Origin of the sequence: Bordetella genomosp. 2 (genome assembly GCF_002261345.1) — a bacterium.
Taxonomy (GTDB): domain Bacteria; phylum Pseudomonadota; class Gammaproteobacteria; order Burkholderiales; family Burkholderiaceae_B; genus Bordetella_A.
The window spans coordinates 621,694-640,138 of the sequence record NZ_NEVT01000006.1; the positions used below are offsets into that span (position 1 = coordinate 621,694).

The following is an 18,445-nucleotide window of genomic DNA, read 5'->3' on the forward strand; positions in this document are numbered from 1 at the left end:
TTTCGTTTTGCCACGCCGTGGCAATCCACCCTCAAGGCTGTACGTGAAACACCCCCACTTCGCCACCCTCGGGCGCACGCTCGGTATCGGTGCGCTCATGCTGCTCGGCGGTTGCTCGATGGAAATCCTCAACCCCAAGGGAGACATCGGCGCCCAGGAAAAAACCCTGATTCTGACGGCCCTGGGGCTCATGCTCCTGGTCGTGGTGCCCGTCATCATCATGACGGTGTACTTCGTGTGGAAATACCGCGCCTCGAATACGCAGGCGGTCTACATGCCGCGCTGGGCCCATTCGACCCGCATCGAGGTGGTGGTGTGGACCATCCCCTGCATCATCGTGGCCATCCTGGCCGTGTTGACCTGGCGCTCGTCGCATGCGCTGGACCCCTACCGGCCGATCGAATCGACGGTCGAGCCGGTGAACATCGACGTGGTGTCGCTGGACTGGAAATGGCTGTTCATCTATCCCGATTACGACATCGCCACCGTCAACGAGATCGCCTTCCCGGTGGACGCCCCGGTGCAGTTCCGCATTACCTCCGCCTCGGTGATGAACTCGTTCTTCATCCCGCAGCTCGGCAGCCAGATCTATTCGATGGCGGGCATGGAAACCAAGCTGCACCTGATCGCCCGCGAAGCCGGCACTTACGCCGGGCTCTCCGCCAACTACAGCGGCGGCGGCTTCTCGGGCATGCGCTTCAAGGCCATCGCCACCTCGCAACAGGGTTTCCAGGACTGGATCGACAAGGCCAAGGCGGCCAACAACCCGCTGACGCCGCAAGCCTACGAGGCGCTGGCCGCGCCCAGCACGCATGAAGCCGTCGCGCTGTATTCCAGCACTCCCACGGGGATGTTCGACTACATCATGCACAACCAGATGAGCAAGATGGCCGGGCTCGACCCCGCCACCTGCACGCCCACCTCGAAGAATCTGATCGCAGGAAACAACTGATGTTCGGCAAACTCACTCTGGACGCCGTTCCATACCATGACCCCATCATCCTGGGGACGCTGATCGCCTGCACCGTCCTGGGCATCGCCCTGGTGGGGGGCGATCACCTACTACGGCAAATGGAAGTACTTGTGGACCGAATGGCTGACCAGCGTCGACCACAAGCGCATCGGCGTCATGTACATCATCGTGGCCCTGATCATGCTGTTGCGCGGCTTCGCCGACGCCATCATGATGCGCACCCAGCTGGCCGTGGCCTCGGGCGACTCCACCGGCATCCTGCCGCCGCACCATTACGACCAGATCTTCACCGCCCACGGCGTCATCATGATCTTCTTCATGGCGATGCCTTTCATCACGGGCCTGATGAACATCATCGTGCCGCTGCAGATCGGCGCGCGCGACGTCGCCTACCCGTTCCTGAACTCGCTGAGCTTCTGGCTGTTCGGCGCCGGCGTGGTGCTGATGATGATGTCGCTGTTCGTGGGCGAGTTCGCCGCCACCGGCTGGCTGGCGTATCCGCCGCTGTCGGGCCTGGACTACAGTCCGGGCGTGGGGGTCGATTACTACCTCTGGGCGCTGCAGATATCAGGGCTGGGGACCACGCTCAGCGGCATCAACTTCATCGTGACCATCCTGCGCATGCGCGCGCCGGGCATGAGCCTGATGAAGATGCCGGTGTTCACCTGGACCTCGCTGGTCACCAACGTGCTGATCGTGGCCGCCTTCCCCGTGCTGGCCGCCACCCTGGCGCTGCTGACCGCCGACCGCTACCTGGGCACGCACTTCTTCACGAACGACATGGGCGGCAACGTCATGATGTACGTGAACCTGATCTGGATCTGGGGCCACCCCGAGGTGTACATCCTGATCCTGCCCTGCTTCGGCGCGTTCTCGGAAATTGTCGCCACCTACTCGAAGAAGCCGCTGTTCGGCTACAAGTCGATGGTATACGCCACCGCCGCGATCGGCATCCTGTCGTTCCTGGTCTGGCTGCACCACTTCTTCACCATGGGCGCGGGCGCCAACGTCAACGCGTTCTTCGGCATCATGACGATGATCATCTCGGTGCCGACCGGCGTGAAGATCTTCAACTGGCTGTTCACCATGTACCGCGGCCGCGTGGAAATGACCACGCCGATGCTGTGGACGGTCGGCTTCATGATCACCTTCGTCATCGGCGGCATGACCGGCGTGCTGATGGCCATTCCCGCCGTGTCGTTCGTGCTGCACAACAGCCTGTTCCTGATCGCCCACTTCCACAACGTCATCATCGGCGGCGTGGTGTTCGGCTGCATCGCCGCCATGACGTACTGGTTCCCCAAGGCCTTCGGCTTCAAGCTCAACGAACGGCTGGGCAAGTACTCGTTCTGGTGCTGGCTGGTCGGCTTCTACCTGGCCTTCATGCCGCTCTACATCCTGGGCTTCAAGGGCATGACGCGCCGCCTGAACCATTACGACAACCCGGAATGGCAGCCCTACCTGATCGTGGCCCTGGTGGGCGCGTGCTTCATCGCCGCGGGCATCTGGTTCATGCTGCAGCAGGTGTTCGTCAGCATCCGCGACCGCAAGCAGAACCTGGACACCACCGGCGATCCGTGGGGCGGCCGGACCCTGGAGTGGTCGATTCCCTCGCCCGCCCCGTTCTACAACTTCGCCCACGTGCCGCATGTCGAGCACCTGGACCAGCACTGGGAAAACAAGGAAAAGGGCGTGGCCTACACGCCGCCCGCCAGCTACGAGGACATCCACATGCCGCGCAACACCGGCGCCGGCGTCTACATCGGGGCCTTTGGCCTGGCGATGTGCTTCGGCCTGATCTGGCACATCTGGTGGCTGGCCATCGTCGGCTTCGTCGGCATGATCGGCGCCTTCCTGGTGCGCGCCTATGACCGCGACGTCGATTACTACGTGCCCGCGGCGGAAGTCGAGCGCATCGAATCCGCCCATCTCGCCAACATGCAAAAAGCCGCCTGAGCCATGACCCAAGCTGTAACCGCCCTGCCCCACGGGTCCGGCCACGCCGGACACCACGATGACGGATCCAAGACCGTGTTCGGTTTCTGGATCTACCTGATGAGCGACCTGCTGATCTTCTCGGTCCTGTTCGCCACCTTCGCCGTACTGTCGCAGGCCACCGCCGGCGGCCCTTCCGGCCGCGAACTGTTCGACCTGTCCTTCGTGCTGGTCGAAACCATGCTGCTGCTGATCAGCAGCTTCACCTTCGGCATGGCCATGCTGAACATGCACGCCGGGCGCAAGAACCGCGTGATTGCCTGGCTGTGGATCACGTTCCTGTTCGGGGCGGGTTTCATCGCCATGGAGGTCTACGAGTTCCACCACCTGATCAGCATCGGCGCCGGCCCGCAGCGCAGCGCCTACCTGTCGGCTTTCTTCACGCTGATCGGCACCCACGGCCTGCACGTCACCTTCGGCCTGGTCTGGATCGTGGTCATGATCGACATGCTGCGCCGCCATGGCCTGGACGCCATCAATACGCGCCGCCTGTCGTGCCTGAGCCTGTTCTGGCACTTCCTGGACATCGTCTGGATCTGCGTGTTCACCTTCGTCTATCTCATGGGAGCGCTCTGATGTCGCACGACACTACCGCGGCCGGCCACGGCCACAGCGGCGCCGATCACGGCAGCCTGAAATCGTACCTGGTGGGCTTCGCGATCTCGCTCATCCTGACGTTCGGTTCGTTCGGCCTGGTCATGATGGACGCCGTGCCCCGCTCGGTCGCCCTGCCGGGCATCATCGTCCTGTGCGTGGCGCAGCTGCTGGTGCAACTGGTGTTCTTCCTGCACATGGGCCGCTCGCAGCGCGACAACCTGTCCGCCTTCGTGTTCTCGGTATTCGTGATCGCCATCATCGTGGGCGGCTCGGTCTGGGTGCTGCACAACATGAACGCCAACATGATGCACCCCATGCCGGCGTCCATGGGCGGCTGAACGCGCTGTTTGCGGCCCCCGGGCGGCTCCGGTATACTGCCGGGCTTGCGCAACGGCGGGTCGCCCGCCGCGCGCATCGGGGGGTGCTTAGCTCAGTTGGTAGAGCGGCGCCCTTACAAGGCGTAGGTCACAGGTTCGACCCCTGTAGCACCCACCACCTCCCCCAACGGCGCGCCTCTCGCGCGGCGGGCCACGGCAGACAAGGCACCCAGTGGGTGCCTTTTTGTTTGGCCAGGCTCAGGCCAGCCCGCCGTTGGCGCGCAGCACCTGGCCGTTGATCCAACCCGCATCCGGGCCCGCCAGGAAGCTCACCACCGCCGCGATGTCGTCCGGACGGCCCAGCCGCTCCAGCGGCGGCATGCTGGCGAACTGGGCCAGCTGCGCCTCGGTCTTGCCTTGCAGGAACAGCTCGGTGGCGACCGGCCCGGGCGCCACGGCATTCACCGTGATGCCGCGCCCGCGCAGTTCCTTGGCGTAGACGCGCGTGAATGCCTCGACGGCCGCCTTGGTCGCGTTGTAGATGGCGTAGCCCGGCAGGTTCAGCGCCAGCACCGAGGTCGAGAGATTGATGATGCGGCCGCCGTCGGCCAGGCGGCGCCCGGCTTCACGCAGCATATTGAAGGTTCCGCGCGTATTGATGGCGAAGATCCGTTCGTATTCCTCGTCGCTATGGTCGGCCAGCGGCCGCACCGACAGTACGCCGGCGTTGTTGACCACGACCGCGGCCGGCCCCCAGGCCTGCTCGACCGTCTCGAACAGCGCCGCGACGTCCGCGGGCCGGGCCACGTCGGCCTGCACCGCCATGGCGGCGCCGCCCCCGGCCTCGATCTCGGCCGCCACGGCCTCGGCCGCGCCGGCGTCGCGCGCGTAATTGACGGCCACGGCAAAGCCGTCGCCGGCGAGGCGCCGCGCCACCTCGGCGCCGATGCCGCGCGAGGCTCCGGTGACGACGGCAATTTTCTTCGATTCATTCACAATCATGACGGACTCCTTCCGGGATGCTGAAAAATGCGCGTGCCTGCAATCGGCACGCCCCACGGACCACATCATGATCTTTCTTCAGGCGAAAATAATTACCCTAAAATTGCCAACATTGCTCCATTTGCATCAACACAGCGGGCATGGACCGATTCCAGGAAATGCAGGTCTTCGTACGGATCGCGGAACGCGGCAGCTTCGCGCAAGCCGCCGACGGCCTGCGCATTCCCGCACCACGGTCACCAACCTGCTCAAGCGCATGAAGGAGCGCCTGGCGTGCGCCGTGGCGGCCATGGGGCTGATCCAAGTCCCGCGCTACCGCGTGGCGGAGGAACCGGCAGCTGTCCGCGCGGGTCCGCGTGTTCGCCGAGTGGCTACGCGACGTGTTCGCGCATGCGCGCCAGAGCCGCCCGCCCCGGAAGCATCCCCGCGCAGGCACCGGGTGGCGGGCCGGCATAAACAAAAAGCCCTTGAACGCCGGCGCGAAGCGCCGCTTCAAGGGCTTTTCCGGGTCGCGACGCGAGGCGCCGCGACAGGCCGTCGATTTAGTTGACGGCGTCTTTCAGGGCCTTGCCGGGACGGAACTTCGGCACCTTGGCCTTCTTGATCTTGATGGTTTCGCCGGTGCGCGGGTTGCGGCCCGTGCGGGCGGCGCGGGCCGAGACGGCGAACGTGCCGAAGCCCACCAGCGTGACCGTGCCGCCCTTCTTGAGGGTCGTCTTGACCGCGCCGATCAGGGCGTCAAGCGAACGGCCGGCGGCAGCCTTGGAGATATCTGCCTTGCTGGCGATATGATCGATGAGTTCGGTTTTGTTCATTCAGGTTTACCCCTCACAAGGTATTGGTTCTGTCTGGCGCGGGCTGGCTGCGCACACTGCCGCGACGCCAGCGGACGGCACAACGGACGAGTGGAAATGCTTCTGGGCGATGCCAATCGCAACTGCAAAATTGCTGCGTCGCAGAGGCTCAACACAGCGTGGCTGCCGTTGAGCATCGGCGACGCAGGGATGTATTAGGCCTTGCGCCGCAGCGGCTGTCAAGGGGAAAGCTCGCTGCAAGCCGCGCCAATACTAGCTTTTAGGGCTTTTCGCAATATCGCCGTGGGCCTGCCGCGGCCGACGTGACGTGTGCGCAACGCCAGCGGCGCTCCGGCTCAGACGTCGGCCCACCGGCGCAGCAGGTTGTGATAAACGCCGGTGAGCTGCACGATGGACGGATGCCCCGCGGCGTCCTGGTTCAAGCGCTGGATCGCCACGTCCATCTCGAGCAGCAGGCTGCGCTGGCTGTCTTCCCGCACCAGGCTCTGCATCCAGAAGAAAGCGCTGATGCGCGCCCCCCGCGTGACCGGGTTGACCTTGTGCAGGCTGGTGCCCGGATACAGCACCATGTGCCCGGCGGGCAGCTTGATCGCGCGCGGGCCGTAAGTGTCGTCTACCACCAGTTCGCCGCCGTCGTAGGAATCCGGATCGGAGAAGAACAGCGTGGCCGAGAGGTCGGTGCGCACGCGCTCGGCGCTGCCGGCCACCGTGCGCACCGCATTGTCGACGTGGTAGCCGAACGCCTCGCCGCCCTCGTAGCGATTGAACAGCGGAGGAAAGATCTTGCGCGGCAGCGCGGCCGACATGAACAGATTGTTGGCCGCCAGGCGCTGCAACACCAGCCCGCCCAGTTCCTGGGCCAGCGGATCCTGTTCCGGCAGCTGGCGGTTGCGCTTGACCTGCGCGGACTGCAGCCCGGCCGTCACGCGGCCGTCCACCCAGTCGGCCCGTTCCAGGCGCTGGCGGATCTGCGCCGCCTCGTCGGCGCTGAAGACATCGGCAATTTGTATGAGCATATGCGCCTGCGGAAAATGGGCCGGGCTAAGCCAGGCAGCCCTGCAGCGCCTGGTCGAAGTCGTGCAGCAGGTCGGCCTGGTCTTCGATGCCCACCGACACGCGGATCAGGCTGTCGGCGATCCCCATCTGGGCGCGCCGCTCGGGCCCCATTTCGTAGTAGATGGTATGCGCGGCCGGCAGCGCCAGGCTGCGGGTGTCGCCCAGGTGCGTGGCCACCAGGACGATGCGCAGGCGGTTGAGGAAATCGAAACAATCTACGCCTTCGGCCAGCTCGATGCCCAGCAGGCCGCCATAGCGCTGGCCGAACAATTCGGCGGCGCGCTGGTGTTGCGGATGGCTGGGCAGGCCGGGGTAATGCACCTTGGCCACGCCGGGATGCGCGTCCAGCATGCGCGCCAGCGCCAGGGCATTGCTGCAATGCGCCGCCATGCGCAACGCCAGGGTCTCGGCCCCGATGGCGATGCGGTGCGCCGAATCGGCCGACAGCGTGCCGCCCATGTCGCGCAGGCCCTTCTTCTTGACCTGCAGCAAGCCCCAGCCGGTGGCCGGCCCCTTGCGGTAGCTGTCATGGATGTTGGCGTAGCCGGACCAGTCGTACAGCCCGGTGTCGGTGATCGAGCCGCCCAGCGCGTCGCCGTGGCCGCCGATGTACTTGGACAGCGAGTTCATGACCAGCGAAGCGCCCACCGTGCGCCCCTGGAACAGCCACGGCGAGGTCAGCGTGTTGTCGATCATGTAGACCAGCCCGCGTTCGCGGCACAGGGCTCCGATGCCGGCCAGGTCGGCCAGCTGGGTGCCGGGGTTGGCGATGGTCTCGGTGAACACCATGCGCGTATTGGGGCGCAGCGCGGCCCGCACCTGGGCGGCGTCGGTGGGATCGACATAGCTGACCTCGACGCCCAGCTCCGCCAGCGTGCCCAGCAGGCTGTTGGTATTGCCGAACACGTACTGGCTGGACAGCAGGTGGTCGCCCTTGCGCAGCAGCGTGGTGAACACCGCCGACAGCGCCGCCATGCCGGTGGCGAACGACACGGTGCCCGCGCCGCCTTCCATCTGGCTGATCTTCGCCTCCAGCGCCGCCGTGGTGGGCGTGCCCTGGCGGCTGTAGGTAAAGCCCGCCTTGCCCTGGAACACGGCCGCCAGCTCGCGCGCGTCGCCGTAGGCAAACTCCGACGAGGTGTGGATGGGCTTGTGCACGGCGCCGTGCTCGACGGACTGCCGGCGGTCGGAATGGAGGATCGTGGTGGTGAAGCCGTTCTGGTGCATGATGGGAACAGGTGAAATGGGGCTGGACCGCCGCGGCGCGGCGACGGCGCAAGAGCGTGGAAAGTTTACTCCCGCCGCTGGCGCACGGACTCGTACAGGCAGACGGCGCTGGCCACGCTGACGTTCAGGCTCTCGACCGAGCCCAGCATGGGGATGTTGACCAGCTGGTCGCAGATTTCGCGGGTCAGGCGGCGCATGCCCTCGCCTTCCGCGCCCATTACCCAGGCCATCGGCTGGCGCGCGTCGACCGCATGCAGGCTGTCGCTGGCCTGGTCGTCGGTGCCCACCACCCAGACGCCGCGCTCCTTCAGCGCGCGCAGCGTGCGGGCCAGATTCGTGACCGTAATGTAGGGCACCGTGTCGGCCGCGCCGCAGGCCACGCGCTGCACCGTGCTGTTCAGCCCGACGGCGCGATCGCGCGGCGCCACCACCGCGTGTACGCCGGCCGCGTCGGCGGTGCGCAGGCAGGCGCCCAGGTTGTGCGGGTCGGTCACGCCGTCCAGCACCAGCAGCAGCGCCGGACCTTCGATGGTGTCCAGCACTTCGTCGACGTCGACCGCCAGCAGGCGCTCTTCGGCCAGGGCCACCACGCCCTGGTGGCGGGTGCCGCGGGCCAGGCCGTCCAGGCGTTCGGCCGCCACGGGATGGACACGGCGGCCGGCGCGCTCGGCCTGCTCCAGGAACGCCAGCATGCGCTTGTCGCGGCGCGCCGCCTCGACGTAGATGTCCTTGATCGATTCGGGCGCGTGCCGCAGCCGCGCCACCACCGCGTGAAACCCCGCCAATACTTGGGCCGACGCCATGAATACTCACCTTTCTGGAATGAAATGAAACCGCGGCGCGGTCGCGCCGGCCGGCCGCGCCGCGACAGCGCGGCCGTACCCGCCATGTTACCGCCTGGCAAGCGCGCGCGCCGGCGTTGCAGCCGGCGCCGTCTCAGTGCCGGCCGCGCGCGGGCGCCTTCTTGGCGGGCGCCCGCTTCTTGGCCGGGGCGGCCGGCTTGGCCGCCTTCTTGGCCTGGGCGCGCCGCTGCTTGGCCGTCTGGCCCTTGAGCGCGGCGGGCTTGGGCGCCGCCGCCTTCTTGACCTTGCGCGGTTCGTCCGGATTGCGCGACGCAGCCTTGCGCAGCGCCTCGAAACTGGTGCCCTTGACCAGCCGGAACTCGATGCGGCGCGCTTCCAGGTCGACGCGGGAAACCTGCACCTGCACCTTGTCGGTCAGGCGATAGCGCATGCCGGTACGCTCGCCGCGCAGTTCGTGCAGCGCCTCGTTGAACTGGAAATACTCGCCGCCCAGTTCCGACACATGCACCAGCCCTTCCACGTGCAACGTATCGAGCGTGACGAACACGCCGAAGCTGGCCACGCCGGTGACCGTGCCGCTGAAGTCCTCGCCGACCCGTTCCTTGACGAACCAGCATTTCAGCCAGGCCTCGACGTCGCGCGAGGCCTCGTCGGCGCGCCGCTCGCTGGCGGACAGCAGCAAGCCCAGCTTTTCCCAGGTCGCGTGCTCATGTTCGCGCTGGCTGCGGCCGATCACCAGGGGCTGGTCCTCCAGGCCGGGCACGTAGCGCCGGGCCTGCAGCAGCGCCTTGATGACGCGGTGGGTCAGCAGGTCGGGATAGCGCCGGATCGGCGACGTGAAGTGGCTGTAGGCGGGATAAGCCAGCCCGAAATGGCCGACATTGTCCGGGCTGTAGATGGCTTGCTGCATCGAGCGCAGGCACATCGTCTGCAGCAGCTGGAAATCGGGCCGCCCGCGCACGCTGTCGAGGAACTCGCCGTAGTCCTTGGCCGTGGGCGCGTCGCCGCCGCCCAGCGTCAGGCCCAGGGTGCGCAGGAACTCGCGCAGCGCCGTCAGGCGCTCGGGCGTCGGCCCCTCGTGAATGCGATACAGGCCCGGATGCTTGCTGCGGCTCATGAAATCGGCGGCGCAGGTATTTGCCGCCAGCATGCATTCCTCGATGAGCTTGTGCGCGTCGTTGCGCACCACGCCGACGATCTGCTCGATGCGGCCCAGCTCATTGCAGACGATCTTGGTCTCGACCGTGTCGAAATCGATGGCCCCGCGCTTCTTGCGCTGCTGCACCAGCAACTGGTAGAGCTCGTGCAGGTGGCGCACGTGCGGCATCACCTCCGCCAGCGCATGCGCGACCGGCCCGCCCGGCTGCTGCAGGGCCTCCCAGATCTGCGTGTAGGTGGTGCGCGCATGCGAGTGCATGACGGCGTTGTAGAACTGATAGGCCGAGATCGTGCCCGCCTTGGCGCCCGAGGCCGGGATCACCATGTCGCACACCAGCACCAGCCGGTCCACCTGGGGGTTGAGCGAGCACAGGCCGTTGGACAGCGACTCGGGCAGCATCGGAATGACGCGGCGCGGGAAGTACACGCTGGTGCCGCGCTCGAGCGCGTCGTCGTCCAGCGCATCGTTGGCGGTCACGTAATGGCTGACATCGGCGATGGCGACCAGCAGGCGCCAGCCCGGCCTCTTGCGCTGGCCGCTGCCCAGCTCGACCGGCTCGCAGTACACCGCATCGTCGAAATCACGCGCGTCTTCGCCGTCGATGGTGATGAGCGGCACGTCGCGCAGATCGACGCGATCCTTCAGGTCGGCCTTGCGGACCGCGTCGGGCAGGCGCGCCGCCTGCTTGGCGGCGGCCTCCGAGAACTCGACCGGCACGTCGAACTTGCGCACCGCGATCTCGATCTCCATGCCCGGGTCGTCGATTTCGCCCAGCACCTCGAACACCCGGCCCAGCGGCTGGGTGTGGCGGGTCGGCTGCTCCATGATCTGCACCGACACGACCTGGCCGTGCTGGGCGCCGTTGGTATCGCCCGGCGGTATGAGGATGTCGTGCTTGATGCGCTGGTCTTCCGGCACCACGATGGAGAGGCCGTGCTCGTGCAGGAAGCGGCCCACCAGCTTGTTGGTGCGCCGCTCGATGACCTCGACGATGGTCCCTTCCGGCTTGCCGCGGTACTCGCCGGAGGGCTTGACCAGCACCCGGTCGCCGTGCAGCACCTTGAGCATCTCGCGCGGCGAGAGAAACAGGTCCGGCCCGCCGTCATCGCGCAACAGGAACCCGAAACCGTCGCGATGCCCCTGCACCTTGCCAGCCACGAAGTCCAGCTTGGTGGCCAGCAGCAACACCCCCTTGCGGTTGGGCATGAGCTGGCCGTCGCGCTCCATGGCGCCCAGGCGGCGCTCGAACCCGACCAGGGTGGCCGGCCGTTCGACGCCCATGCGCTGCGCCAGTTCGGCGGGCGACAGCGGCGCCCCCGCGGAGCGCAACGCCTTCAGGATCGCCTCGCGGGAGGGAACGTCCGGGTCGAAGTCTGGGGGCGTTTCGGGCAAGACGAATCCTGATCTGCCGTTGTTATTGTTATTGGAATCTTTATTCGATCGTTTTGCCAAAGTTGAAAATCCTGTATATAATCTTTTGCTTCTGTGGTCTGCCCAAGGCTGATCACTGCAGCAAGGCTGAATGGTAACCCTAGTTTGATGCGTCGCTGATTATTTGCAGCGTATCATACAAAGGCATGAAACTTTGCTCAGCGCCCAGGTGGCGGAATTGGTAGACGCGCATGGTTCAGGTCCATGTGCCGCAAGGTGTGGAGGTTCGAGTCCTCTCCTGGGCACCACGGAATTTCCCGACCCCGGCAATCGCAAGGTTGCCGGGGTTTTCACATTCCGCGCCCGTCACCCACCCTCGCCGTCGCGCGCCATGCGGCTGCCTTCGCGGCGCACATGGTGGCGCTCGTAGCGCGCCTGCCCCATGGCCTCGATCTGCCCCGCCACCAGCGCCTCGAAGGGCGCCAGCAAGGCGTCGAACGCGCGCGGCGCTTCCAGCGCGGCGAGCGCGGCCGCCACCGCCTCGATGGTGGCCAGCGCCTGCGGCAACGCCACGTGCCGCACCCGGTAGCGCGACACCGCGTCCGACGGCACCGTGACCCGCGGCAGCGCCGCCAATTCCGGATTGCCTGCCAGCAATTGGCGCGCCTGGCGCCAGGTGCCGTCGGGCACCACCAGCAGCGTGGGCGTCGCATCGGCCGGCGTCGCCTGCAGCACCGCAGCGTCCGGTCCGGGAAACAACAGCCGCGCCTGGTAGCCGTCGACCCGCCACAGCGCCGGATCATGCCGCGTGCCGACGTGCAGGCTGGCGTTGCGCAGGCCCAGCACGGCCAGGCGCGCGGTATTCAGGGCATGGCGCGACTCGTCGGGGTGCTGCAGCACCAGTATCCGGGTACGGCTGTCGAGCGACGGAATCCGCGCGCAAAGGCAATGCGACTGCGGCCGCAGGCAGCGCGCGCAGGTCGGGCGGCGCCCGGGCGCGGCCGAGTTGCGCCTGTTCTGAAAAGTGTGCATAATGCGCGTCCTCTGATGTTCAAACGCAGTCCGGCAACGGTACCGCGCCCGAGCAACAGCGCCCAGGTGGCGGAATTGGTAGACGCGCATGGTTCAGGTCCATGTGCCGCAAGGTGTGGAGGTTCGAGTCCTCTCCTGGGCACCAATTACATCACCGCGAGCCATCGCGGTGCGCCGGAAACCCCGATCGCTTTCACAGCGTTCGGGGTTTTTCTTTGCCTTCAATTTGCCAGCACCCGGCTCATGGCGACGTGTTCGATGCCGGCCTCGACGAAGGTGTCGCCCTGGGCGCTGAAGCCGTGCGCCTCATAGAAGCCACGGGCGTGGGTCTGGGCATGCAGCAGCAGCATGCGGTGCCCGTCGCCGTGTCCCTGGGCGATCAAGGCATCCAGCACCTGTCCGCCCACGCCGCTGCCGCGGGCGTGCCTGCGCACCGCCATGCGGCCGATATGCCCGTCCGGCAACAGGCGCCCGGTGGCGATGGGTACGCCGTCGGCGCCATAGGCCACCGCGTGCACGGCCAGCGGATCGTCGTCGTCGAGTTCGATGTCGACCGGCACGGCCTGTTCAATGACGAACACCTCATGACGCACGGCGTAGGCGTCCTCGCGCAGGCGTTCCCAGGTTCCCAGGACGATACGGATATCGGGCGTGGCTGGCATGGCGGTCCTCCTGCGGCGATGGCGTCAATGATGGCACAGCCGATTTTCGCAGACCTGGCGCGCCGGCGGAGCCCCCTCCGGGGCGGGTAGAATGTGCGCCTCTTCCAATTCCCGTTGTTTCATGCAAGCCGTCGCCACCGCCGCCCTGCCGGTCTTCGCCCTCATCCTGACGGGCTGGCTGGCCGCCCGCGGCGGGGTACTGGGCCCGGCCGCGACCGACGCGCTCAACCGATACGTAGTCTACCTGTCGCTGCCCGCGCTGCTGTTTCGCGCCATGGCGCAGGCCGATCCCGCACAGATGCACTGGGGCTTCGCCGCCGCCTTCGCCGGCGGCATCGCGGTCACGTTCGCCGCCATCGCCCTGACGCGCCGGCGCTACCGCTCCCTTGCCGATCTGAGCATCGAAGGCCTGGCGGCTTCCTACACCAATGCCGGCTACATGGGCATCCCGCTCTGCCTGGCGCTGCTCGGGCCGGCCAGCCTGGCGCCGGCCGTGATCGCCACCCTGCTGACCGCCTGCGTGCTGTTCGGCGCGGCCATCTCCCTGATCGAATTCGACCAGCACCGCGATCGCAGTCTCGGCGCCACCCTGTACAAAGTGGCACGGGCGCTGGCGCGCAACCCGCTGCTGATCGCGCCGCTGCTGGGCCTGGCCAGCACGCTGTCCGGCGTGGCGGCGCCCGCCGGCCTGGACCGCTACCTGGAGTTGCTCGCGGCATCGGCCAGCCCTTGCGCGCTCGTCACCATCGGCCTGTTCCTGGCCCAGGCCCAGCCCGGCGGCGCGGGCGGCGGAGTCGGCCGGCTGGTGGCGGGCAAGCTGCTGTTGCAGCCGGCCGTCACCGCCATCCTGGCCTTCTTCGTCTTCCCGATGCCGGCCATGTGGGCATGGTGCGCCGTGCTGATGAGCGCGCTGCCCATCGGCACCGGCCCGTTCATGCTGGCCCAGTTGTACGGCCGCGACGCACGCGCCGCGTCGCGCGCCATCCTGCTCTCGACAGTACTATCGGTGCCAACCGTCTCGCTGCTGGTCGCCTGGATCAGCGCCCACCTTCCCTCTTGATTGCCACCGTGCTCCTGCCCGCCGCCATTTTCGTCGCCACCCTGGTCCTGGTCATCTGGCAGCCGCGCGGGCTGGGGATAGGCTGGAGCGCATCGGCAGGCGCCGCGCTTGCCCTGCTGGCGGGCGTGGTGCAGCCGTCCGACATCGTCGCCGTCTGGCACATCGTCTGGAACGCCACGGCCACCTTCATTGCCATCATCATCACCAGCATCATCCTGGACGCGGCCGGCTTCTTCGAATGGGCCGCCCTGCACGTGGCGCGCTGGGGGCGCGGCCGCGGGCACTGGCTGTTCGCGCTCATCGTGCTGCTGGGCGCCGCCGTCTCGGCCCTGTTCGCCAACGACGGCGCCGCGCTGATCCTCACCCCCATCGTCATGGAAATGCTGCTGGCCCTGGGCTTCGGCCCGGGCGCCACGCTGGCGTTCGTCATGGCCGCGGGCTTCATCGCCGACACGGCCAGCACGCCCCTGGTGGTGTCGAACCTCGTGAATATCGTCTCGGCCGATTTCTTCGGCATTGGCTTCGGGTCCTACGCTTCGGTCATGGTGCCCGTCAACTTCGCCGCGGTCGGCGCCACGCTGGCGGTCCTGTTCCTGTTCTTTCGCCGACAGATCCCCGCCCGCTACGACGTCGGGCAGTTGCCGGCGCCGCGCAGCGCCGTGCGCGACCCGGCCACCTTCCGGGCCGGCATGGCGGTGCTGGCGCTGCTGCTGGCCGGCTTCTTCGTGCTCGAGCCGCTCGGCATTCCCGTCAGCGCCATTGCCTGCGCCGGCGCGCTGGCCCTGCTGCTGGTGGCGGGGCGCCAGCACATCGTCGGCACCCGCCGCGTCATGCGCGAAGCCCCCTGGCACATCGTGGTGTTCTCGCTAGGCATGTACCTGGTGGTGTACGGGCTGCGCAACGCCGGGCTGACCGCGCACCTGACCGCGCTGCTGGAGCATTTCGCCGCCCACGGCGTATGGGGCGCGGCGCTGGGCACGGGGCTGGTGACCGCCTTCCTGGCGTCGGTCATGAACAACCTGCCCGCGGTCCTGGTAGGCGCGCTGTCGATCGCCGACACCACCGCCACCGGCGCCGTGCGCGACGCGATGATCTACGCCAATGTCATCGGCACCGACCTGGGACCGAAGATCACGCCCATCGGCAGCCTGGCCACCCTGCTGTGGCTGCACGTACTGGCGCGCAAGGGGCTGCGCATTACCTGGGGCTATTACTTCAAGGTCGGTATCGTGCTGACCCTGCCGGTCCTGCTGGTCACGCTGGCCGCCCTGGCACTGCGCCTGCAATAGGCTTGTTAAATTACCTATAGCTATTAAAAAATCAAAATACTGTAGTTTGAGTTATTTATTTCCGCGCCTAGACTGGTGCAAGACTGCAACCTGCGGCATTGCCGCTTCTTCGCCCATGCCATCCTCCGCCTCTTCTACCCTGCCGTATCCATCGGCCCTCCCGCCGGTCCAGATCAACCGCAAGCCGCTGTGGCTCGCCCTGCTGGCGGTGCTGGCCGGGGCCATCTACCTGGGCCAGGCCGTCGGCTGGCGACAGGGCGCGTTGTGGATCGTCGGCGCCTTGCTGGGGGTCACGCTCTACCACGCCTCCTTCGGCTTCACCCAAGCCTGGCGAGTATTTGTCTCGGACCGCCGCGGCGCCGGACTGCGCGCGCAAATGCTGATGCTGGCCGTCGGCGTGCTGCTGTTCTTCCCGTTTCTGGCGCAAGGCACGCTGTGGGGCCAACCGGTCAGCGGCTTCGTCTCGCCGCCGGGCGTCTCCGTGCTGCTGGGCGCTTTCCTGTTCGGCGTGGGCATGCAACTGGGCGGCGGCTGCGCCTCCGGCACGCTGTTCGCCGTAGGCGGCGGCAATACCCGCATGCTGGTGACCCTGCTGTTCTTCATCATCGGCTCGGTGATCGCCACGGCGCATTTCTCCTGGTGGTCGGCCCTGCCAGCGCTGGCGCCCACGTCGCTGATCAAGAGCTGGGGCCTGCCCGTGGCGCTGGCAGCCAACCTGGCCGTATTCGCCCTGATCGCGTGGCTCACCACCGTGCTGGAAAAGCGCCGCCACGGCCGCGTCATCTCGTTCGCCGCGCGCACCAGCCGGCCGGCCTCGCTGCTGCAAGGGCCCTGGCCGCTGATCTGGGGCGGCGTGGCGCTGGTGATACTGAATTTCGCCACCCTGGCATTGGCCGGCCGGCCCTGGGGCATCACCTCGGCTTTCGCCCTGTGGGGCGCCAAGGCGCTGGATGCGCTGGGCGGCGACCCGGCCTCGTGGGCGTACTGGGCCAAGCAGCAGGCGGCGCTGGCCGCGCCGGTGCGCCAGGACATCACCTCGGTCATGGACATCGGCCTGATGCTGGGCGCGCTGGCGGCGGCGGCCGCGGCCGGCAAATTCGCTCCGGTCTGGAAAGTCCCGGCCCGGTCCCTGGCCGGCGCCGTCATTGGCGGCCTGCTGCTGGGCTACGGCGCGCGCCTGGCCTTCGGATGCAATATCGGCGCCTACTTCAGCGGCATCCTGTCCGGCAGCCTGCACGCCTGGCTGTGGTTGCCGGCGGCGTTCGCGGGCAGCGCACTGGGCGTGCGCCTGCGTCCGCTGTTCGGGCTGGCGGTGGAACGCACGCCCGCCGCGTCCAGCTGCTGAAAAAACCGCCGGCCGCGGCCGGGCCGGCCTGCGCCATCTGGTATGGTTGCCGTCATCCGTATACCGGGAGACGCGCATGGACTGGATAGTAGGCCGATACACCACCTTCTTCCTGGTGCTGCTGGGCGCGGCGATCACCACGCCGCTGGCGCTCGCCGCCTCGCCCTGGTGGCTGTGGGCCGCCGTGCCCCTGTGGCTGCTCGCGCTGCTGGGGCTGTATGACCTGATCCAGGTGCGGCACGCCATCCGCCGCAACTATCCGGTGCTGGGCAACCTGCGCTTCCTGTTCGAATTCATCCGGCCCGAGATCCGCCAGTATTTCCTGGAAGACGACACGCACGCCGCGCCCTTCTCGCGGGCGCAGCGCTCCATCGTCTACCAGCGCGCCAAGCAGGAAATCGACAAGCGGCCGTTCGGCACCCAGGAAGACGTCTACGGCGACCGGTACGAATGGATCAACCATTCCCTGGTGCCGGCGCGCATCGAGGACGCCGACTTCCGGGTGACGGTGGGCGGCCCGGATTGCCGCCAGCCGTATTCGATGTCGGCATTCAACATCTCGGCCATGAGCTTCGGCGCCCTGTCCGCCAACGCCGTCATGGCCCTGAACGAAGGCGCGCGCCAGGGCAATTTCGCGCACGACACCGGCGAAGGCGGCATCAGCCGCTACCATCGCGAGCCGGGCGGCGCGCTGGTCTGGAACATCGGCTCCGGCTACTTTGGGTGCCGCGACGCCAACGGCGCGTTCTCCGAGGAAGCCTTCGCGCGCAACGCCTGTATGCCGCAGGTGAAGATGATCGAGATAAAGCTGTCGCAGGGCGCCAAGCCGGGCCACGGCGGCATACTGCCCGGCAGCAAGGTCACGCCCGAGATCGCCGAGGCGCGCGGCGTGGCGCCGTGGCAAGACTGCAATTCCCCCTCCAGCCACAGCGCCTTCGACTCGCCCGTCGGGCTGCTGCATTTCGTGGCGCGGCTGCGCGAACTGTCCGAGGGTAAGCCGGTCGGATTCAAGTTCTGCATGGGCCATCCCTGGGAGTGGTTCGCCATCGTCAAGGCGATGCTCGAGACCAACATCACGCCGGACTTCATCGTGGTCGACGGCGCCGAAGGCGGCACGGGCGCCGCTCCGGCGGAGTTCGTCGACCACGTCGGCACCCCGCTGCGCGAGGCCCTGCGCCTGGTGCACAACACCCTCATCGGGGTCAACCTGCGCGACCGCATCCGGCTGGGCGCCTCGGGCAAGATCATCACCGCTTTCGACATGGCGCGCGTGATGGCCATGGGCGCGGACTGGTGCAACGCGGCGCGCGGCTTCATGTTCGCGATCGGCTGCATCCAGGCGCAAGCGTGCCACACCGGCAAATGCCCGACCGGCGTGACGACGCAGGACCCCCTGCGCCAGCGCGCGCTGGTGGTGCCGGACAAGGCCCAGCGCGTCGCCCATTTCCATCGCAACACGCTGCACGCGCTGGCGGAATTGCTGCAGGCAGCCGGGCTGACCCATCCGAGTCAACTGCGGCCGCACCACATCGCCCGCCGTATTTCTTCGAGCGAGGTCCGCCTGCTGTCGGCGCTGTTCCCGCAACTCGAACCGGGCGAGCTGCTGCGCGGCGAATTCCGCCATACCGTGTTCAAGGTGGGTTGGTCGATGGCCCGCGCCGACTCGTTCCAGCCGGCCCATGACGTGACGGCGGCACTGGCCGCCATTCACCGGGCCCAGACCGTCGCGGCCTGAGCGCGCC

General features: G+C 67.4%; 15 protein-coding genes, 3 tRNA genes and 2 pseudogenes. 12 read left to right on the forward strand and 8 right to left on the reverse strand.

The annotated features are described in order from the left end of the window. Positions 1 to 43 precede the first annotated feature (43 nt). From cyoA to CAL24_RS13120, 5 genes and pseudogenes are all read left to right on the forward strand, one after another. Complete coding sequence (cyoA, locus tag CAL24_RS13100) at positions 44 to 952, forward strand: ubiquinol oxidase subunit II (RefSeq protein WP_028355788.1); 909 nt, start codon at positions 44 to 46, stop codon at positions 950 to 952. Further along, positions 952 to 2,929 (forward strand): annotated as a pseudogene (cyoB, locus tag CAL24_RS13105) (cytochrome o ubiquinol oxidase subunit I). The gene cyoA and the pseudogene cyoB overlap by 1 nt, the downstream one beginning before the upstream one ends. 3 nt (positions 2,930 to 2,932) lie before the next feature. Beyond that, complete coding sequence (gene cyoC, locus CAL24_RS13110; RefSeq protein WP_028355786.1) at positions 2,933 to 3,544, forward strand: cytochrome o ubiquinol oxidase subunit III; 612 nt, start codon at positions 2,933 to 2,935, stop codon at positions 3,542 to 3,544. Then, positions 3,544 to 3,903: a cytochrome o ubiquinol oxidase subunit IV gene (cyoD, locus tag CAL24_RS13115; RefSeq protein ID WP_028355785.1), complete on the forward strand. Its 360-nt coding sequence runs from the start codon at positions 3,544 to 3,546 to the stop codon at positions 3,901 to 3,903. Before cyoC ends, cyoD begins: the two co-directional genes overlap by 1 nt. Positions 3,904 to 3,984: 81 nt before the next feature. Further along, positions 3,985 to 4,060 (forward strand) — tRNA-Val (locus tag CAL24_RS13120). An 80-nt stretch (positions 4,061 to 4,140) separates the two neighbouring features. Here CAL24_RS13120 and CAL24_RS13125 read toward each other — a convergent pair. Then, on the reverse strand, positions 4,141 to 4,884 hold the full coding sequence (locus CAL24_RS13125; RefSeq protein ID WP_028355784.1) for an SDR family oxidoreductase: 744 nt from the start codon (positions 4,882 to 4,884) through the stop codon (positions 4,141 to 4,143). Positions 4,885 to 5,024: 140 nt separating this feature from the next. Between CAL24_RS13125 and CAL24_RS13130 the strand changes: the two are divergent. Then, positions 5,025 to 5,155, forward strand: a pseudogene (locus tag CAL24_RS13130) (helix-turn-helix domain-containing protein); the annotation flags it as partial. 271 nt (positions 5,156 to 5,426) lie between these two features. On the opposite strand, the gene CAL24_RS13135 reads toward CAL24_RS13130, so the two are convergent. The 5 genes from CAL24_RS13135 to rnr form a co-directional block, all read right to left on the reverse strand. Beyond that, positions 5,427 to 5,699 (reverse strand): HU family DNA-binding protein, encoded by a 273-nt coding sequence (locus tag CAL24_RS13135; protein ID WP_003812968.1) that lies wholly within the window; start codon positions 5,697 to 5,699, stop codon positions 5,427 to 5,429. A gap of 335 nt (positions 5,700 to 6,034) precedes the next feature. Further along, positions 6,035 to 6,715 carry a Fe2+-dependent dioxygenase gene (locus CAL24_RS13140; RefSeq protein ID WP_028355783.1) on the reverse strand — a complete coding sequence of 227 codons (681 nt, stop codon included), beginning with the start codon at positions 6,713 to 6,715 and terminating at the stop codon, positions 6,035 to 6,037. Positions 6,716 to 6,740: 25 nt separating this feature from the next. After that, a complete protein-coding gene (locus tag CAL24_RS13145; RefSeq protein WP_094806920.1) occupies positions 6,741 to 7,982 on the reverse strand; it encodes a cystathionine gamma-synthase family protein in 1,242 nt (413 codons plus the stop codon). Positions 7,983 to 8,047: 65 nt separating this feature from the next. Beyond that, positions 8,048 to 8,785, reverse strand: coding sequence for a 23S rRNA (guanosine(2251)-2'-O)-methyltransferase RlmB (gene rlmB, locus CAL24_RS13150; RefSeq protein WP_094806921.1), 738 nt, complete (start codon positions 8,783 to 8,785; stop codon positions 8,048 to 8,050). 133 nt (positions 8,786 to 8,918) lie between these two features. Continuing rightward, on the reverse strand, positions 8,919 to 11,396 hold the full coding sequence (rnr, locus tag CAL24_RS13155) for a ribonuclease R (RefSeq protein ID WP_028355780.1): 2,478 nt from the start codon (positions 11,394 to 11,396) through the stop codon (positions 8,919 to 8,921). Between the two features lie 142 nt (positions 11,397 to 11,538). On the opposite strand from rnr, the gene CAL24_RS13160 reads away from it, so the two are divergent. Continuing rightward, positions 11,539 to 11,623, forward strand: a tRNA-Leu gene (locus CAL24_RS13160). A 58-nt stretch (positions 11,624 to 11,681) separates the two neighbouring features. Here CAL24_RS13160 and CAL24_RS13165 read toward each other — a convergent pair. Continuing rightward, positions 11,682 to 12,347, reverse strand: coding sequence for a tRNA-uridine aminocarboxypropyltransferase (locus tag CAL24_RS13165; protein WP_094806922.1), 666 nt, complete (start codon positions 12,345 to 12,347; stop codon positions 11,682 to 11,684). 60 nt (positions 12,348 to 12,407) lie between these two features. On the opposite strand from CAL24_RS13165, the gene CAL24_RS13170 reads away from it, so the two are divergent. After that, positions 12,408 to 12,492 (forward strand) — tRNA-Leu (locus CAL24_RS13170). Positions 12,493 to 12,568: 76 nt separating this feature from the next. On the opposite strand, the gene CAL24_RS13175 is transcribed toward CAL24_RS13170, so the two are convergent. Then, positions 12,569 to 13,009 carry a GNAT family N-acetyltransferase gene (locus CAL24_RS13175; RefSeq protein WP_094806923.1) on the reverse strand — a complete coding sequence of 147 codons (441 nt, stop codon included), beginning with the start codon at positions 13,007 to 13,009 and terminating at the stop codon, positions 12,569 to 12,571. Between the two features lie 121 nt (positions 13,010 to 13,130). On the opposite strand from CAL24_RS13175, the gene CAL24_RS13180 reads away from it, so the two are divergent. From CAL24_RS13180 to CAL24_RS13195, 4 genes are all read left to right on the forward strand, one after another. Next, on the forward strand, positions 13,131 to 14,069 hold the full coding sequence (locus CAL24_RS13180; protein WP_094807269.1) for an AEC family transporter: 939 nt from the start codon (positions 13,131 to 13,133) through the stop codon (positions 14,067 to 14,069). 8 nt (positions 14,070 to 14,077) lie between these two features. Next, positions 14,078 to 15,358 carry an arsenic transporter gene (locus CAL24_RS13185; protein WP_170947082.1) on the forward strand — a complete coding sequence of 427 codons (1,281 nt, stop codon included), beginning with the start codon at positions 14,078 to 14,080 and terminating at the stop codon, positions 15,356 to 15,358. A gap of 115 nt (positions 15,359 to 15,473) precedes the next feature. Further along, a complete protein-coding gene (locus CAL24_RS13190) occupies positions 15,474 to 16,703 on the forward strand; it encodes a YeeE/YedE family protein (RefSeq protein ID WP_028355775.1) in 1,230 nt (409 codons plus the stop codon). A gap of 76 nt (positions 16,704 to 16,779) precedes the next feature. Then, complete coding sequence (locus tag CAL24_RS13195; protein ID WP_028355774.1) at positions 16,780 to 18,438, forward strand: FMN-binding glutamate synthase family protein; 1,659 nt, start codon at positions 16,780 to 16,782, stop codon at positions 18,436 to 18,438. Positions 18,439 to 18,445: the final 7 nt, after the last annotated feature.

What these genes read in the sequence shown, in the direction of transcription:
- cyoC (WP_028355786.1), top strand. Translation starts at nt 2,933, where the DNA reads ATGACCCAAGCTGTAACCGCCCTGCCCCACGGGTCCGGCCACGCCGGA.
- cyoD (WP_028355785.1), top strand. Translation starts at nt 3,544, where the DNA reads ATGTCGCACGACACTACCGCGGCCGGCCACGGCCACAGCGGCGCCGAT.
- CAL24_RS13125 (WP_028355784.1), bottom strand. Translation starts at nt 4,884, where the DNA reads ATGATTGTGAATGAATCGAAGAAAATTGCCGTCGTCACCGGAGCCTCG.
- CAL24_RS13135 (WP_003812968.1), bottom strand. Translation starts at nt 5,699, where the DNA reads ATGAACAAAACCGAACTCATCGATCATATCGCCAGCAAGGCAGATATC.
- CAL24_RS13140 (WP_028355783.1), bottom strand. Translation starts at nt 6,715, where the DNA reads ATGCTCATACAAATTGCCGATGTCTTCAGCGCCGACGAGGCGGCGCAG.
- CAL24_RS13145 (WP_094806920.1), bottom strand. Translation starts at nt 7,982, where the DNA reads ATGCACCAGAACGGCTTCACCACCACGATCCTCCATTCCGACCGCCGG.
- rlmB (WP_094806921.1), bottom strand. Translation starts at nt 8,785, where the DNA reads ATGGCGTCGGCCCAAGTATTGGCGGGGTTTCACGCGGTGGTGGCGCGG.
- CAL24_RS13165 (WP_094806922.1), bottom strand. Translation starts at nt 12,347, where the DNA reads ATGCACACTTTTCAGAACAGGCGCAACTCGGCCGCGCCCGGGCGCCGC.
- CAL24_RS13175 (WP_094806923.1), bottom strand. Translation starts at nt 13,009, where the DNA reads ATGCCAGCCACGCCCGATATCCGTATCGTCCTGGGAACCTGGGAACGC.
- CAL24_RS13180 (WP_094807269.1), top strand. Translation starts at nt 13,131, where the DNA reads ATGCAAGCCGTCGCCACCGCCGCCCTGCCGGTCTTCGCCCTCATCCTG.
- CAL24_RS13190 (WP_028355775.1), top strand. Translation starts at nt 15,474, where the DNA reads ATGCCATCCTCCGCCTCTTCTACCCTGCCGTATCCATCGGCCCTCCCG.
- CAL24_RS13195 (WP_028355774.1), top strand. Translation starts at nt 16,780, where the DNA reads ATGGACTGGATAGTAGGCCGATACACCACCTTCTTCCTGGTGCTGCTG.